Genomic DNA, 14905 nt, shown 5'->3' on the forward strand with positions numbered 1-14905 from the left:
CTGACAGGCTGAGGAGCACCCGCGATGGACGACCTGACGGAGATGTTGAAGGGCACGCTCGAAGGGTGCGTTCTCGAAATCATCGGCAGCGAGGAAACCTACGGGTACGCCATCACCCGTCAGCTGAACGAGCTCGGCTTCGCTGACGTCATCGAGGGGACGGTGTACACCATCTTGCTGCGGCTGGAGAGGAACGGGCTCGTCCAGGTGACGAAACGGCCATCCGGGGTTGGTCCGCCGCGCAAGTTCTACGCGCTCAACGACGCCGGACGCGAGGAACTCGCGAAGTTCTGGGCGAAGTGGCAGTACCTCTCATCACGCATCGACAGGCTCAAGGAGGGCGGGAGATGAACTTCTGGGAGAAGGTCACAGGCAGCGATCTCACCAGGGAATGGAAGGCGTTCGAGGCCCGGGCCGATGTCCTGCCGGACGACTACCGGGCGGCGTGGGGGCAGATCATCGCCCACCTTTTCCCCTACGGGGACTTCACCGGTCGCAACCTGATGCCGATCCTCGACTCCGCCCTGGGGCTGCTCGAAGTAGCAGCGGCGGACGGCCAGAGCATCCACGAGGTGCTCGGCGAGGACATCCAAGGCTTCTGCACCGCGCTGGCCGGCGGAGCAGGGGCCCGCACTTATCGCGACCGGTGGCGCGAGCAGTTGAACAGGAACGTCGCGAGGAAATTGAGCCGGCTGGGAGGCTGACGTGAGCATTCAGGACATCATCGAAGGCAAGAAACAGTGGCGGGCGCACGTGGCTCGGGTCAAGGCACTCCCGCCGGACTACCAGATCGTCTACAAGGAGATACAGAAGTACCTGTTCAAGGTCGGGCCGATCAGCCTGCCTGACGGGCCCCTGCTCCCCGGGATCGTCGACTTCTTCGAGGAGGGCGTCGCCGGAGGCAAGGGGGTCGTGGAACTCATCGGCACCGACGTCGCCGCGTTCTGCGACGACCTGGTCAAGGACTCCCCTACCTACGCCGATATCTACCAGGCATCCATCAACGCGGAATCCGGCACTGACGAGAAGTGACGCCCGCCGCCCGGGTGCGGGCCGAAAACGAGGGCACTGCGTAACCGTCGAGCAGCTCCCTGGCGCTCACTCATCGCCCTCTTCGTCCTCATCCAGCTCGGGCGCCTCCGGGTCGCGCAGCGGACGCAGGGCACCGGCGGCAGGAACGCTGGCAGTGAAGCTGTAGCGGCCGAGCAGGTTCAGGTTGCGGTGCTTGAGCGGGGAGAGCCGGGCGATGTCCTCTTCCCGGATCTCGTTGCTCTCGGCGCGGAGCTGGGTGACGGCGGCGTCGATGTAGTTCGTGGTCCAGAGCGCGATGGCGTTGAGGACCAGGCCGAGCACGCCAAATTCGGCCGAGTTCTCGTCCTCGGGCACCAGCGAGACCACTGTGGCCGCCGCGGTCATCACGGCGGCGCGCGGGGCGACCTCCTCCACCGCCGCCCACAGCGCGGCCACGTCCAGGTCCGCCTCCTGCTCCTCGACCAGCTCCAGCTCCTCGAACGGCACCTTCGCCGCCCGCGCGAGCACCCGCGAAGCCTTCTCCAGCTGTGGCAGCGTCGACAGCCGCTCCTTCTCCGTCTTGCGCTTCGCCGTGTTCAGCAGCCGGGTGGCCATCAGGACCTGGAACAGGTCCAGGGCCCCATCGATAGCCTTCGCCTCCAGGTGCCGCATCACCGCGGTGAGCATCGCCGTGCGCTTCGGCTCCGCCGCCCGCTCCAGCAGCGGCGCCTTCGACCCCAGCGCGTACCGGGCCAGCGCGGCCATCCGGTTCGGCGGGGTCTGCGACAGCCTCAACCTGCCGAGCCGGTACGCGCCGATCTCGTCCACCCGCTCCAGCGCGCGGGTGGACGCCGTGCCCGTCGTCCGCGTCGGCGGCCGGCGCAGCCGGGTCCGAGAACCGCGAGCCCTCCGGCGTCTTCAGCGTCGCCGCAGATCCCCGGGCAGCGCCGGGTCCGCGCGGCGGGCGGCGCCCGCGACCGTGGCGTGCAGGCGCTTCTCCGCGACCTGCCGCGCCTCCGCCGCAGGGCGATCAGGTCCCGGTCCATGTCGTCCAGGAAGAAGAACCGCTCCAGCTCGGGCCTCGTCGGCTCCTCGGCGAACGTCCCGTACGCCTCGGACTGCTCATCACTCAGAAATTCCACCGGGCACGAACCGGGCCGTAGCCAGCCCCCGGACCGGGCCCGGAGGTGTTTCACCGAACCCCAGCGGCGAAGTGGATCACTGTGCCAGGGCGTGTATCGGAAGTGCTGGTAGGCGGGACTGACAGCGAGACTGCAAGGATGCGGTCATGGAGCAGATATTGAGTCGGCAGGAAGCTTCGGAGGCGGTCCAGGGTCACGGGTGGCGCTACTTGCTGGGGTCGTTGCAAACGTCGGTTCCGGTCGGGACGTCGGCTCAAGCCGTCAGTTTGGCGGTGGACGCTGTCGCGGTGTGCGGCGATGATGCGGACCGCCATCTGCGGATCGATGTCCGACCCGATCGGGCCGTCTTCACTCTGCAGTCGTTGGACCATGCGGCGGTCACCACCCGGGATGTCGAGCTCGCGCACCGGATCTCTGCCGCTGTCGGCAAGTCCGGGTTTCTGCCGGAGCCCGGACTTGGCACGGGGTCCTCACGGTCCGTCCAGCTACTGGAGATCGCCATCGATGCCCTGGACATCGCCGGGATCCGGCCGTTCTGGAAGGCGGTGCTGGGCTATACCGATGAGGCAGGCGCCGAGGGAGCGGAGGATCCGCTCGTTGATCCGCTCAGGCAGGGCCCGGCCATCTGGTTCCAGCAAATGGACCGCGCGCGTCCGCAGCGCAATCGCATCCACCTCGACATCAGTGTTCCGCACGACGAGGCACCCGGACGGATCGAGACCGCGCTGGCCGCCGGGGGGCGGCTTGTATCCGCGACCCGTGCCCCCGCGTTCTGGGTGCTTGCCGACCTGGAGGGGAACGAAGCCTGCGTCACCACATGGCAGGGCCGAGACAACTGAAACAACGTGCTGGTCACAGCCACTCGTTGATGGCTGCGACGAGGACGGTCGCTTCGTGGCGGACAGCGAGCTTGTCGTATCGCGTGGCGACGGCGCGGTGGCGCTCGAGGCGATTGATGCCGCACTCGACCGCGTGACGCTCGCGGTAGTCGGTTTTGTCGAACTTCGGCGGCCGGCCACCGCAGGAGCCGAGCCTGCGGCGGTTGGCGAGCTGATCGGTCTTGTTCGGGATGGTGCAGCGGATCCCGCGTCTGCGCAGGTAGGCGCGGTTCTTGCGGGGGACGAGTACGCCTTATCGGCGCGAACACGGCGGGGCCGGGTGCGGGGACGTCCCGTCCCCAGACGGGACACCCGGATGAGGTCGGCCACGGCCAGCACTGTGGGGAGTCGCCCCGCTGCCCGGCCGTGATCACGACGGACATGGGACGCTGGCTCTGCTCGACGGCCAGGTGCAGCTTGGCCGTCAGCCCGCCGCGCGAGCGGCCAAGGCCGTGGTCGGCCGGCTCGGCGTGGACGCCACCGGGCGGTTCCTTTTACAGGTCCCCCTTTTTCTGGCTCCGGCGGCATACTGGTGGCCCGGCAGACGGTGGAGTCGACGTTGATGTCCCAGGTCAATCAGCTCCTCGGCGTCCGCCCGGGCCTGCAGCGCAGTGAAGATCCGCTGCCAGGTACCGTCCCGCCGCCAGCGGCGGAACAGGTCGTACGACCGGGCCCAGGGGCCGTACTCGCTGGGCACGTCCCGCCACGGGATGCCGGTACGGACCCGGAACCGTATGCCCTCGATCAGCTGCCGCCGCGTCCATGCCGGCGGTCGTCCTGGCTTCTTGTCAGTGGGCAACAGCGGTTCCAGGACCGCCCATTGCTCGTCCGTCAGATCTCCCCGCGACACGAACCAAGATCATCGCGTGTCCAAGATCCACTTTCGATACACGCCCGAGACGGCCATGATCGTTCTCACCGATAACCGCTGTACCTACGTTCCCCGAGGCCGGTGTCGTACGACGGCGCGTGTCTTACGAGGACAGCGTGGCGTCGTCGCCCGGCGTGAAGTCACCGCTCAGCGCGGCGGCCATGCGCAGGTGCGGCCTCGCGTCGTCCGCGCGGCCCTGCCGCTGCAGCGTGCGGCCCAGCATGAGCCGCGCGTAGCTCTCCACCGGGTCGAGTTCGATGACCTTGCGCAACTCCTCCTCGGCGCGCAGGAGTTGAGCCGAGTGGTAGTAGGCGCGGGCCAGCAGCAGGCGCGGGGCGACCTGCTCGGGCACCTCGTCGGCCAGGGTGCCGAGGACGCGGGCCGCCGTCGCGTACTCCTTGGCGTCGAAGAACAGCCGCGCGCGCTCCCAGCGCTCCGCCGCCGTCCCGTGGTCGTAGTAGGTCGTCTCCACTGTCTGCCTCCTTCGAGCCGTGAAACGATGACCAGTAGTTGAATATTCCACCAGTGCGGTGAGGTGTGCGCCGGGCGCCGCCGACGTGGCCAGAACCTGCGGGATCATGACGGCCGTGCCCGCCGCCCGGCCCCGTCGCGACGGGATTCGCCCGGGAAGTGTTTGCGCCATTGTTCCGGCCGCGCGCCGGACTCATCGGGTGATCTCGGCCGACGGCGGGCAGTTTTCCGTAAGTCATGGGCGATCGCGGCACCGGGACGGCGAGGCGGGAGCGAGGGGGCCGCTGCCGATGTGTCGCCTGCGGCGGCGCGCCACATCCCTGGAGGGAGGCGAGGAGCGGATGACCGCGATCCGGGTGGGAGTGATCGGTGCCTCGGGACGCATGGGCCGTGAGGTGGCCCGAGCCGTCGACGCCGCCGATGACCTGGAGCTGGTCGCCGCGCTGGGCCGGACCGACCGGCTGGAGAGCCTCACGCGCTCGGGCGCCCAGGTAGCCGTCGAACTGACCCACCCGGACTCGGTCATGGACCATCTGGAGTTCTGCGTGCGCCACGGCATCCACGGTGTGGTCGGCACGACCGGCTGGACCGACGAACGGCTCGACACCCTGAGGGGCTGGCTCGCCGCCTCGCCGCGGACCGGCGTGCTCGTCGGCCCCCTCTCGGTCGGCGCGGTGCTCACCATGCGCCTCGCCCGGTACGCGGCCCGCTGGTTCGAGTCCGTGGAGATCGTCGAGATGCACCATCCCGACAAGGCCGACGCCCCCGGCGGAGCCGCCGTGCGCACCGCCCGGCTCATCGCCGAGGCCCGCCGCGAGGCGGGACTCCCCGGCCCGCCGGACGCCACGACCACCACGCTCGCCGGGGCCCGCGGCGCGGACGTCGAGGGCGTGCCCGTGCACGCCGTGCGGGCGCGCGGGCTCGTGGCCCACCAGGAGGTCGTCTTCGGCGGCCCGGGCGAAACGCTGACGATCCGTCACGACTCCACCGACCGGGCCTGCTTCACGCCCGGCTTCCTGCTCGGGGTACGCCGCGTCGGTACGGCCCCCGGGCTCACCCTGGGACTGGAGTCGTTCATGGGGCTGGACTGAGCGGGCCGTTCGGGCACGGCGAGCGGAACCGCCGCCGTCCGCGGGACAGGAGGGCAACGGTGATCGCGAGGGACGGAGGCGGAGTTCACGCGCCGACGGCGACGGCACCCGTTCGCCCGCCCCCGCTCGCCCGCCCCCGCTCGCCCGCTCGTCCGCGCCCCCGCGGTCCGCCGGGCGACCGGCGGACGGCGACCGGCGGACAGCGGTTCCCCGTACCCGTCCGAAGAAGACCACCGGCACGTGACCGCAGACGGCCCGAAGGGTGGAGCACGTGGCAACAGGATCGCCGGGCAGCACGCAGGGACCACCGCACATATCCGACGCCACGCTGCGGGACGCGGCACACATGGCGGGCGTGGAGTTCGGGCCGCGCGACGCCGCGGCCATCGCGGAACTCCTCGTCGCGACCGGCGTCCAACTGGTCGAGGTGGGCATGGTCTCCGGCCCCGGGACCAAGGACGCGGAGCTCATCCTCGCCGCCCACGAGAGCGTCGGGCCCGAACGCTGCGTGACGCTCGTCGTCGTACGCGACCGCCGCCAGGTCGACCAGGCTTTGGGGGAGGCCGAGCGGCTCGGGGTGCGGCACGTCATGTGTTCCCTCCCCACCTCCGAGCGGCACGCCCAGCTGAAACTCGGTTCCACGAGCCTCAAGTTCCTCCAGGTGCTCGCCCGTTCGGCGATATCCCGGGCCAAGGAGCGCGGCTTCCACGTCACCTTCAGTGGAGAGGACGGCGCACGAACCCCCGCCGAGCGGCTCGTCCCGTACGTCACCAACGGTTTCCTCGCGGGGGCCGACCGGTTCCGGCTCGCCGAGACCGTCGCGTGCCTCTCGCCCTGGCGGATGGAGGAGACCGTCGCACGGCTCGTGGAGATCGACGGCTCCGAGATCGAGGTCCACTCGCACAACATGCTGGGCATGGCCGTCGCCAACTCGCTGGCCGCCGTCCGCGCCGGCGCCCGGTGGGTCTCCACGACCGTCGCAGGTGTCGGGGAGCGCGGCGGCAACACTCCGCTGGCCGAACTCCTCACCGCGCTGCGTGTCCTGCACGCGGACAGGCGGTTCGACCTGACCCGCCTCACCGAGCTCTCCCGGCTCGTACTGAAGGGCTCAGGGCTCGGCGAAGCCTTCCAGCCGGGCCCGACCACCCCGTACGCGTTCGCCTACGAACTGGCCGGCCAGCTCAGCCATCCGGAGGCGTACGAGACGCTGCCCGCCGAACTCGTCGGCAACACCCGCCGGTTGAGGGTCCGCAGCCGCCTCACCCCCGGCCTCGTCGCCTGGGCGCTGGCCGGCACGGGCATCGACGTGGACGTCGGCGCCTTCACCTCCTGGCTCGTCGAACGCCAGCGACGGGCCGGCGACCCGCTGCTCGACCGCGACGCGATCTGCACGGCCGCCGCGGAGTTCCCCGCCCCCTGAACCCCGCCCGACTACCGGAGGTTCCGCATGACGCCCCCTACGCTCGCCGGTACCTGCCCCGAGTGCGAGACGGACCTGACCGTGCCGGCCATGGTCGCCGGCGAGACCCTCGTCTGTCCCGAGTGCATGCTCACCCTGCGCGTCGAGGAGATCGCCGACGGCCGCATGACGCTGAAGATGGTCGAGACCCGGCTCCGCGACTGGGGCCAGTGAGATGGGGCCGACCGTCGCTCTCGCCGCGGACCGGATCGGCTGGGAAGAACGCCGCCTGATCACCGCGGCCCCGGCCCACGGCCTGCGCCTGGAATGGGTCAACGACGAGTCGATGTGCCTGGGCCACCCGGACGCCCCCTCGCTGGCGGGCTACGACGGGCTCCTTGTGCGCAGCCGCAGCCACACCCGCGGCGGCCTCCTGGCCACGCTCGCCGAGGCTGCCGGTCTCCCCACCCTGAACACCGCCCGCACCATCCACACCTGCCAGAACAAGGCGGCCCTGCGCATCGTGCTGCGCGCGGCCGGCCTCCCCGTCCCGGACTTCCGCCTGGTGCTCTCCCGCGCGGACTTCGAGCGCGCCCTGCGAGAACTGCGCCTGCCGCTCGTCCTCAAGCCCGTCTTCGGCGGCATGGGCCGCAGGGTCACCCTGCTCCGGCACGCCGACACCGCCGCTTCCGTATACGACTACGTCGAGGACCTCGGGCACGCCGTCGAGCAGGCGAGCCTCATCGAGCCGTACTTGGGCGGGACCTCCGTGCGCTGCCTGGTCGTGGGGGACGAACCGCTCGGGGCCGTCGAGTTCACCGCCGGAGCCGACGAGTGGCGCACCAACGCGGCCCTCGGCAACCGGTGCCGGACCGTGGAACCCGATCCCGGCCTGCGCAAGATCCTCGACGGCGTGGTCTGCGCCCTCGGGCCCGGCCTCTACGGAGTGGATCTCTTCCGTGGTCCCGAAGGGCACGTGGTCAACGAGGTCAATCACGCGCCCGGTTTCCGGGCCCTGGCCACGGCGCTCGGCACCGACATCCCCTCGGCCGTCGCCCGCCGCCTACGAGAGGCCTTCGCATGATCCGCGCGGGAATCATCGGCGCCTCCGGACTCGTCGGAGGGGAGCTCATCAGACTGCTCACGCACCACCCCCACCTGGAACCGGCCTTCCTCGGCGGCTCCACGAGCGCCGGGATGCGCCTCGGCGAGCTGCACCCCGGGCTGATGAAACCCGCCCTGATCGTGCAGGACGTCACCGAGGCCACCACCAGCGGGCTCGACGTCGCCTTCCTGGCCACCCCCGCACCGGTCTCGGCGGACCTCGCCGCGCTGCTCGTGGACCGGGTGCCGGCCGTGGTCGACCTCAGCGGCGCCTTCCGCATCCGCACCCGCCACCTGCACGACCGCTGGTACCCCGAGGTGGAGCGCCGCGCCGACCTCCTGCGGCGCCGCGTGTACGGGCCCCCGGAACTCGTCCGCGACCAGCTGAAGGACGCCGCGCTGATCTCGCTCCCCGGCTGTCACGCGACCGCGATCACGCTGGGTCTTGCACCGCTCGCCCTCGGCCTGGGCCTTCCGCTGAAGAGAGTGCTCGTGGACGCCAAGAGCGGGTCCAGCGGCAGCGGTCTGCGCCTGCGCACCGCCGGCCTGCATCCGCTGCGCGGCGGCGCCATCACGCCGTACGCCCCGACCGGGCACCGGCACGCCGCCGAGGTCACCGACTTCCTCCAGGGGGCCAGGCCCGGCTCGATCGACGCGTTGAGCATGTCGGCCTACGGCGTCCCGACGGTGCGGGGGCTCCTCGCGAGCGTCTACGTCTTCACCGACCGGGTGGTCGACCCGCGTGAGCTGCACCGCACCTACCTGCGCTTCTACCGGGGGCACCCGTTCGTCCGCATGCGGCGGCACACCGAGACGCGGATCCCGATGCCCGATCCGCAGGCCGTGCTGGGATCCAACTACTGCGACGTCACCGCGCTCGTCGACGAGGACGGAGAGCGCATCGTCGTCCTCGCGGCCCTCGACAACCTCGTCAAGGGCGCCGCGGGCCAGGCGGTGCAGGCCGCGAACGTACGGTTCGGGCTGGCCGAGGAGGCGGGGCTGACGATGCAGCCGGTGATGCCCGCATGAGTACGTGTGAGACCCCGTGAGCACCCGGGACGGCCGTCGCACCGGGCCGCCCGGGGCGGCGCCACTCGTCGTCAAACTCGGGGGCAGCCGCCTCGACTCCCTCGGCGACCACTGGTGGGACGATCTGGCGCGCCGGGGAAGGGAGCGGCGACTGATCCTCGTGCACGGCTGGTCCCGGCCGCTGGAACGCCTCGACCCACGCCACGGACGGCCGACGGCGATGCTGCGCGACCGGTACGGGAACCGGAGCCGCTGGACCACACCGGACGTCATCGACGACATCAAGGCGGTCAGCTCCGCCCTGGGCGAGGACATCGTCGGGCGGCTCACCGTGCGCGGGATCACCGCGGAACGGCTGCTCGGCAGCGACCGGCTGATCAGCGCGGGGCCCGCCGAACGCCTGTGGTGGCGGGGCAGAAGCCTCGTCGAGCTGGACAACCTCGTCGGCCCGCCCGGCGCCGTGCGCACGACGCCCCTGGAACGGGCCCGGCCGGGCCACGTCTGCGTCGTGACCCCGCTGGCACGCGACGCGGCCGGCCGCGAGGTCAACACCGACGCCGACCGGGCGGCGGCCGCGATCGCCGGCGCCCTCGGTGCCAGGGACCTGGTACTCGTCACGGACGTCCCCCACCTGACCGTCGAGGGCGAGCCGGTGCGCGGCATCAGCGGCGAGAGCGCGGCCGGACTGCGCGACACGGTGGTCACGGGCGGGATGCGGAAGAAGCTGCGCGCCGCGTGCGAGGCGCTGGACCGCGGCGTCGAGCGCGTCGTCATCGGCGACGCCACCGTCACCGCCCTGCTCGCCGCCGACGCCGGAACTGCCGTCACCGGAGCCTGAGGAGGCCGGACACGTGCCGCGACCGCACGTCCTCGTCGTCGACAACGGCACGCTGTCGCGGCCCCAACTCTGCGCAAGAATCCACGAGTTGGGGTCGAGCGCGACCGTCACCGACACGGCCTCCGTGCCCTCGCGGCTCCCCGCCCGGTATCAGGCGGTCGTACTCAGCGGCACGAAGGTCCGCGCCCACGACCTCGCGCACTACGAAGCCCTCGTCCGGCTCGTCCGGGACACCGACGTCCCCGTCCTCGGCATCTGCGGAGGCATGCAGATCCTCGCGGTCGCCGCCGGCGGCCGCCTCTGCACGGGACCCCAGCGGGTCGGGCGCAGGGAGGTCCAAGTCGACCCCGGGGAGCCGCTCTTCGCCCATGTGCGGTCGCCCGTGACGCTCTTCCAGCGCCACACCCTGTATCTCCGCGAGGCCCCGCCCGGCTTCCGCGTCATCGGCCGCTCCGAGCAGGCGCCCGTGGAGTTCCTCCGCTCCGCCGACGGACGCCTCGTCGGCTCTCAGGCCCATCTGGAATTCCGGGCCGACGGGCGCGAAATCCTGCGCGGCTTCACGCAGTTCTACGCGTGAGGCGCGGGCGCCCGGCCGCCCGTAAGCCGGAACGCGTCAGCGCCCGGGCCGTCCCGGGTGGCGGGCCGCGCCGTCCGGGTCCGGGTCCACCCGCTGGATACGGGCGCGCCGCACGACCTCAGGGCCCACCTCGGCGGCCTCGCGGACCAGCGCGGGCCCGTCCCAGTCGGTGGGCCAGCCGTGCCACAGCCGCAGCTCCCCGCCCACGAACACCGCGGTGATCTGATCCCGGCCGGCCAGCCGGACCAGCTCCCACGACAGGTCGTACGACGGGGTGAGCTCGGGCACCCGGAGGTCGACGAGCAGGAAGTCGGCGGCCTTGCCGGCGGCGATCTCGCCCGTCACCTCGCCGAGCCCGAGGGCGTCGGCGCTCAGCGCGGTGGCGTGGGTCAGCCACACGCGGCCGACGCCGCACGCGGAGTCCCCCGACGGCAGGCCGTGGGCCAGGCGCTGGGCGCTCTCCGCGGCGTCGGTCACGCGGAAGCCGTCGCCGCGGGTGCCGTCGGTGCCGGTGCCGAAGCGGATGCCCATGGCCCGCCACATCAGGGCGTGCGCGACGGCGTTGCCCTTCCAGGCGCTGGCCACCGGGTTGTAGCTGAGCGCGGCTCCGGTGTCGGCGAGCATGCGCACCTCGTCGGGGGTGAGCAGGGTGGCGTGCGCGCCGAGGGTGTGCGGGTTGAGGGCGCCGATGTGGTGCAGGTACGACACCGGGCGGCGGCCCACGCTTTTGAGCGAGCGTTCCACGGCGGCCAGGTGCTCGTTGACGTGGACCTGGAAGACCGCACCGGCGTCCGCGCAGAGGTCGGCGGTCTTCTTCAGCACCTCAGCGGTGGCGTCCTCGGGGACGGGTATCGCCAGCGAGGGATGGATCAGCCGGGAGCTCTGGAAGCGCTCCAGGTGTTCCTTGCCGCCCTTGCCGTCGGAGACGACCTTCGACAGGACGCAGCGCAACCCGGCCTGTCCGGTGGCCTCGGCGATGACGCCCACGTCGACGGGTGCGCGGGTGCCGGCGTCGGCGACGGTGGTGAACCCGCCGCGCAGCGCCTCGAGCGCCGCGAGCTTCGCCGAGAGGTGGGCGGTCTCCTCGTCCAGGGCGTGTTCCAACGGCTCCCACACGGTCTTGAAGATCTCCGAAGGCTGCCCGAACGCCTGGGCCTTGCCGAAGCTCTGCGTCAGATGGTGGTGGGCGTCCACGAAGCCCGGCATCAGCAGGTGGCCCTTCAGCCGCACCGTGCGGGCGTCCCGGTGCTTGCCGACGAGTTCGCGGACGGGCCCGACGGCCCGGAACACACCGTCCTGGACGAGCACCGCGCGGTCCTTGACCGGCCCTTCGGGGAGCAGGACGACATCCGGTACGAGGAGCAGCCGCCGCCCTCCGCGGAAGTCCTCGGGACCGAAGGCCTCACGTCCCTCGCGGTCGGCGGCGGCCGCCGGTCCCGTTCCGACGGCGCCGAGCAGGCCGCCGGTGCCGGCCAGACCCGCCCCGACGACGAAGCCGCGACGCCCCACGCCACGCGTCCCGCCGCCCTCGCGGCCTGCTTCCGGCAACTGTTCGCCCGTGCCCGCCCACGTCTCGTCCTCACCCGACGACCCGTCAAGCCACGCCTGCTGCGCCACCGCACGCTCCTTCGTTCCGCACAGGGAAGGCCCGTCCGCGCGGGGCGGCCGAGCCGGGGGCGCTGACCTTAAGCGAGTCCGTAGGTCGGAACAAGGGTTTCGACAGACGGAAACGGAGGGTGAAGTTCGGGCGGGACGGCCGGGTCGCCGCGGGGTGGCGGAACAGGGCGATCCGTCCCGCTGCGCCGCACGTCACCGGCGTCGCCGCAGGTCAGCATGGGTGGCGTAACTTCCAGGAAACACCGGGACCCTAGGTTGAACGCACGCCGCACGCCGCACGCCGCACGCCGCACGCCGCACGCCGCACGCCGCACGCCGCACGCCGCACGCCGCACGCCGCACGCCGTCCGGCCACGGCGCGAGGTGTACGGGAATGGTCCCCGCCGACGCGTACGGCACCTCACCCTCATGCCCAGCGGAGGTCCCGTGAACGTCCCGCCCATCGCGCCCGGCCCCACGGGCGCCGACCGGATTCCGGCACCGGAGCCCCGGCGGCGGACCCGGGCGGACCGGGCCCGGCAGGTCGCCGAAGTGCTGCGCCGCCAGATCGCCTCCGGGGCGTTCGCGGCGGGCGTGCTGCCGGACGAGCGGGCGCTGATCGCCGACTTCGCGGTGTCGCGCAACACCGTCCGCGAGGCACTGGGCGTGCTCCGCGACGAAGGCGTGGTCGAGCGGCGCCAGGGCGTCGGCACGGTGATCGTGCGGCGGCCCTACGAGCACACCCTGGACCGGCTGACCGGACTCGCCGAAACGCTGCGCACCCACGGCGAGGTGGTCAACCGGGTGCGGGTCGCGGACGTGGTGCGCCCGCCCGGCGAGGTGGCCCGCAAGCTGCACGTCCCCGACGGCGGAGGAGTGGTGTACATCGAACGTCTGCGGCTGCTGGACGGAGTGCCGCTCTCCCTGGACCTGACCTACCTGGCCGCGGACATCGGGGAACCGCTGCTCGACGCCGACCTGGCCGGGCGGGACCTGTTCGGGCTCATCGAGCAGTCCACCGGCGGCCGGCTCGGCTCGGCGAGCGTCACCGTGCACGCGGTGAACGGCGATCCGCACACCTGCGCGCTGCTGGACATCCCGGCGGGTTCGGCGCTGTTCACCGTCGAACGGCTGACCAGGCTGCCCGACGGGCGCCCGGTGGACCTGGAGTTCCTGCGCATCCGCGGCGACCGGCTGGCGTTCTGCGCCGAACTCGTCCGCGCCACCACGGGAGACGAACGGTGAACCCCGACCCCGCCCCGGGCCCCCGCAGCCCAGGCCGCGCCCCCGAAGCCGAAGCCCCGGTGGGCCGCCCCAGCGAAGCCGAGAGTCCCGGACCCGGCCCGCTGACCGTCGCCGTGATGTGTCTGTGCGTCACCCTGGTGGTCGGCATGGTCTCCGCCGTGAACCTCGCCATCCCCGCGCTGTCGCGCAGTGCGCTGCGCCCGTCCGCCGAGTCGGTGCTGTGGGTGGTCGACGGGTACGTCGTGTTCTTCGCCTGCCTGCTCATCCCTGGCGGTGCGCTCGCCGACCGGCTCGGCCGCAAGCGGGTGCTGACCGCGGGCATGGGCCTGTTCACCGCCGGTTGCGCGCTCTGCGCGGTGGCGCCGGGCATCGGCACAGTGATCGCGGGCCGGGTGGTCAGCGGCGTGGGCGCCGCCGCGGTGCTGCCGACGACGCTGGCCCTGCTGGTGGGCGGCGCCCCCGCGCACCGCAGGCCACGGCTGGTGGCGGTGTGGGCGTCGATGACGGGTCTGGCGGCCGTCCTGGGCAACGTCGGAGGCGGCGCGGCCCTCCAGGCCGGTTCGTGGCGGGCGCTGTTCTGGTGCGTGGTGCCGTTGTCGCTGGCGGCACTCGTCCTGGTGGTGGCGTTCTCCCCGGCGCCGCCCCGGCACGACCGGCCGGTGTCGGCGGTGTCCGCGGCTCTGCTGACGGCCGGTTTCCTCGCGCTGCTCTCGGGCATCGTCTCCGGCCCGCAGGCCGGCTGGGGCAGCGCGCGGGTGCTCGGCGGGTTCGCGGCGGCCGTCGTGCTGCTGGCCGTCTGGGCCGGCCGGGAGCTGCGGCGCGAGCAATCGATGCTGGACCCGCGGCTGTTCACCGTGCCGGTGGTGCGGGCGGGGGCGGTCGGGATGGCACTGGTCTTCGTCGGGATGTTCGGCCTGTTCTACGTCAACGGCCAGTACCTGCAGTACGCCAAGGGGTACTCGCCGCTGGGGGCGGGGGTACGGCTGCTGCCGATGGCGGGCGCGCTGCTGCTCGCGCCGCGCTGCGCGGTGACGCTGGAGCGGCGCACCGGGCCGCGGGTGACGCTCGGGTTCGGCCTTGCGGTCCTGGCGTCCGGACTGGGCACGGTGTCGCTGGTCGGCCCGAACACCCCGTACGCCTGCTACGCGCTCGGCGCGACGCTCACCGCGGCCGGGTGCGGCCTGGCCACGCCGCTCCTCTCGCACGGCATGATGTCCGCGCTGCCCGCGCACCGGGCCGGGGTGGGCTCGGGACTGCAGAGCCTGGCACGGGAGTTGGGCAGCGCGCTCGGCGTCGCGGTCAGCGGCAGCGTGGTGACCGGGGCCTTCACCGCGGGCCTCCCGGAGCCACTGCGCGGACCCGGCGCGCCGACCACCGTGCCCGCCGCCGAGGAGCGGCTGGCCGACCAGGGGCTGACCTCCCCCGGCCTGCGGCACGCCGTCGTCACGGACTTCACCGCCTCCCTCGACACCGCGATGCGGGTGCTGGCCGTCCTCGTGGTGGCGGTCGGCGCGCTGGTCGTCGCCTGGTACCCGCGCCGCCAGAGCCGGACGGCGCGGACGCGGCCCCCGCGGGGTCCCGGGCCCGCGACGGACGAATGATGGCCAAAAGCGGACGCTCGCCGCGCGATGTGGACAGGGCGCGGCGCCGACG

15 protein-coding genes and 3 pseudogenes are annotated in these 14905 nt (G+C 72.4%); 13 read left to right on the forward strand and 5 right to left on the reverse strand.

The window, feature by feature from the left end; all coding sequences use genetic code 11:
* The first annotated feature begins 24 nt into the window (after nucleotides 1-24).
* Genes ACZ7DY_RS03395 through ACZ7DY_RS03405 form a run of 3 tightly spaced genes read left to right on the forward strand, consistent with a single transcriptional unit; the run spans nucleotide 25 to nucleotide 1032 of the window.
* On the forward strand, nucleotides 25-351 hold the full coding sequence (locus ACZ7DY_RS03395) for a PadR family transcriptional regulator (protein ID WP_171164436.1): 327 nt from the start codon (nucleotides 25-27) through the stop codon (nucleotides 349-351).
* On the forward strand, nucleotides 348-704 hold the full coding sequence (locus tag ACZ7DY_RS03400) for a DUF1048 domain-containing protein (protein WP_471129369.1): 357 nt from the start codon (nucleotides 348-350) through the stop codon (nucleotides 702-704). Before ACZ7DY_RS03395 ends, ACZ7DY_RS03400 begins: the two co-directional genes overlap by 4 nt.
* 1 nt (nucleotide 705) lies before the next feature.
* Nucleotides 706-1032, forward strand: coding sequence for a DUF1048 domain-containing protein (locus ACZ7DY_RS03405; RefSeq protein ID WP_471129371.1), 327 nt, complete (start codon nucleotides 706-708; stop codon nucleotides 1030-1032).
* A gap of 66 nt (nucleotides 1033-1098) precedes the next feature.
* Here ACZ7DY_RS03405 and ACZ7DY_RS03410 read toward each other — a convergent pair.
* Nucleotides 1099-2088: pseudogene (locus tag ACZ7DY_RS03410) on the reverse strand (Tn3 family transposase); the annotation flags it as partial.
* Nucleotides 2079-2207 (reverse strand): annotated as a pseudogene (locus ACZ7DY_RS03415) (hypothetical protein); the annotation flags it as partial. The pseudogenes ACZ7DY_RS03415 and ACZ7DY_RS03410, both read right to left, overlap by 10 nt.
* A gap of 92 nt (nucleotides 2208-2299) precedes the next feature.
* On the opposite strand from ACZ7DY_RS03415, the gene ACZ7DY_RS03420 reads away from it, so the two are divergent.
* Entirely contained in the window at nucleotides 2300-2992 is a 693-nt protein-coding gene (locus ACZ7DY_RS03420) for a VOC family protein (protein WP_471129373.1), read from the forward strand.
* A gap of 13 nt (nucleotides 2993-3005) precedes the next feature.
* Here ACZ7DY_RS03420 and ACZ7DY_RS03425 read toward each other — a convergent pair.
* Nucleotides 3006-3881: pseudogene (locus ACZ7DY_RS03425) on the reverse strand (IS5 family transposase).
* A gap of 124 nt (nucleotides 3882-4005) precedes the next feature.
* A complete protein-coding gene (locus tag ACZ7DY_RS03430; RefSeq protein WP_471129376.1) occupies nucleotides 4006-4374 on the reverse strand; it encodes a tetratricopeptide repeat protein in 369 nt (122 codons plus the stop codon).
* Between the two features lie 340 nt (nucleotides 4375-4714).
* Between ACZ7DY_RS03430 and dapB the strand changes: the two genes are divergently transcribed.
* The 7 genes from dapB (at nucleotide 4715) to ACZ7DY_RS03465 (ending at nucleotide 10411) form a co-directional block, all read left to right on the forward strand.
* Complete coding sequence (gene dapB, locus ACZ7DY_RS03435; protein ID WP_471129379.1) at nucleotides 4715-5464, forward strand: 4-hydroxy-tetrahydrodipicolinate reductase; 750 nt, start codon at nucleotides 4715-4717, stop codon at nucleotides 5462-5464.
* Between the two features lie 271 nt (nucleotides 5465-5735).
* Nucleotides 5736-6884: an isopropylmalate synthase gene (locus tag ACZ7DY_RS03440; protein WP_471129381.1), complete on the forward strand. Its 1149-nt coding sequence runs from the start codon at nucleotides 5736-5738 to the stop codon at nucleotides 6882-6884.
* Between the two features lie 27 nt (nucleotides 6885-6911).
* Nucleotides 6912-7097: a lysine biosynthesis protein LysW gene (locus ACZ7DY_RS03445; protein WP_471129384.1), complete on the forward strand. Its 186-nt coding sequence runs from the start codon at nucleotides 6912-6914 to the stop codon at nucleotides 7095-7097.
* 1 nt (nucleotide 7098) lies between these two features.
* Complete coding sequence (locus ACZ7DY_RS03450) at nucleotides 7099-7947, forward strand: ATP-grasp domain-containing protein (protein WP_471129387.1); 849 nt, start codon at nucleotides 7099-7101, stop codon at nucleotides 7945-7947.
* Nucleotides 7944-8996 carry an N-acetyl-gamma-glutamyl-phosphate reductase gene (gene argC, locus ACZ7DY_RS03455; RefSeq protein WP_471129389.1) on the forward strand — a complete coding sequence of 351 codons (1053 nt, stop codon included), beginning with the start codon at nucleotides 7944-7946 and terminating at the stop codon, nucleotides 8994-8996. The genes ACZ7DY_RS03450 and argC overlap by 4 nt, the downstream gene beginning before the upstream one ends.
* Before the next feature lie 16 nt (nucleotides 8997-9012).
* The gene (locus ACZ7DY_RS03460; protein WP_471129392.1) at nucleotides 9013-9834 is read left to right on the forward strand and encodes an amino acid kinase family protein; all 822 of its coding nucleotides are present in this window, start codon (nucleotides 9013-9015) and stop codon (nucleotides 9832-9834) included.
* Between the two features lie 13 nt (nucleotides 9835-9847).
* A complete protein-coding gene (locus tag ACZ7DY_RS03465) occupies nucleotides 9848-10411 on the forward strand; it encodes a type 1 glutamine amidotransferase (protein WP_471129396.1) in 564 nt (187 codons plus the stop codon).
* Nucleotides 10412-10447: 36 nt separating this feature from the next.
* On the opposite strand, the gene ACZ7DY_RS03470 is transcribed toward ACZ7DY_RS03465, so the two are convergent.
* Nucleotides 10448-12028, reverse strand: a complete 1581-nt coding sequence (locus tag ACZ7DY_RS03470; RefSeq protein WP_471129398.1) for an amidohydrolase family protein — start codon at nucleotides 12026-12028, stop codon at nucleotides 10448-10450.
* Between the two features lie 408 nt (nucleotides 12029-12436).
* Here ACZ7DY_RS03470 and ACZ7DY_RS03475 point away from each other — a divergent pair, with 408 nt between their 5' ends.
* Together ACZ7DY_RS03475 and ACZ7DY_RS03480 are read left to right on the forward strand one after the other, a co-directional pair.
* Nucleotides 12437-13252, forward strand: coding sequence for a GntR family transcriptional regulator (locus tag ACZ7DY_RS03475; protein ID WP_471129401.1), 816 nt, complete (start codon nucleotides 12437-12439; stop codon nucleotides 13250-13252).
* Nucleotides 13249-14853, forward strand: coding sequence for an MFS transporter (locus tag ACZ7DY_RS03480; RefSeq protein ID WP_471129403.1), 1605 nt, complete (start codon nucleotides 13249-13251; stop codon nucleotides 14851-14853). Before ACZ7DY_RS03475 ends, ACZ7DY_RS03480 begins: the two co-directional genes overlap by 4 nt.
* Nucleotides 14854-14905: the final 52 nt, after the last annotated feature.

The sequence above is a fragment of the Streptomyces sp. NPDC037013 genome (assembly GCF_055607265.1).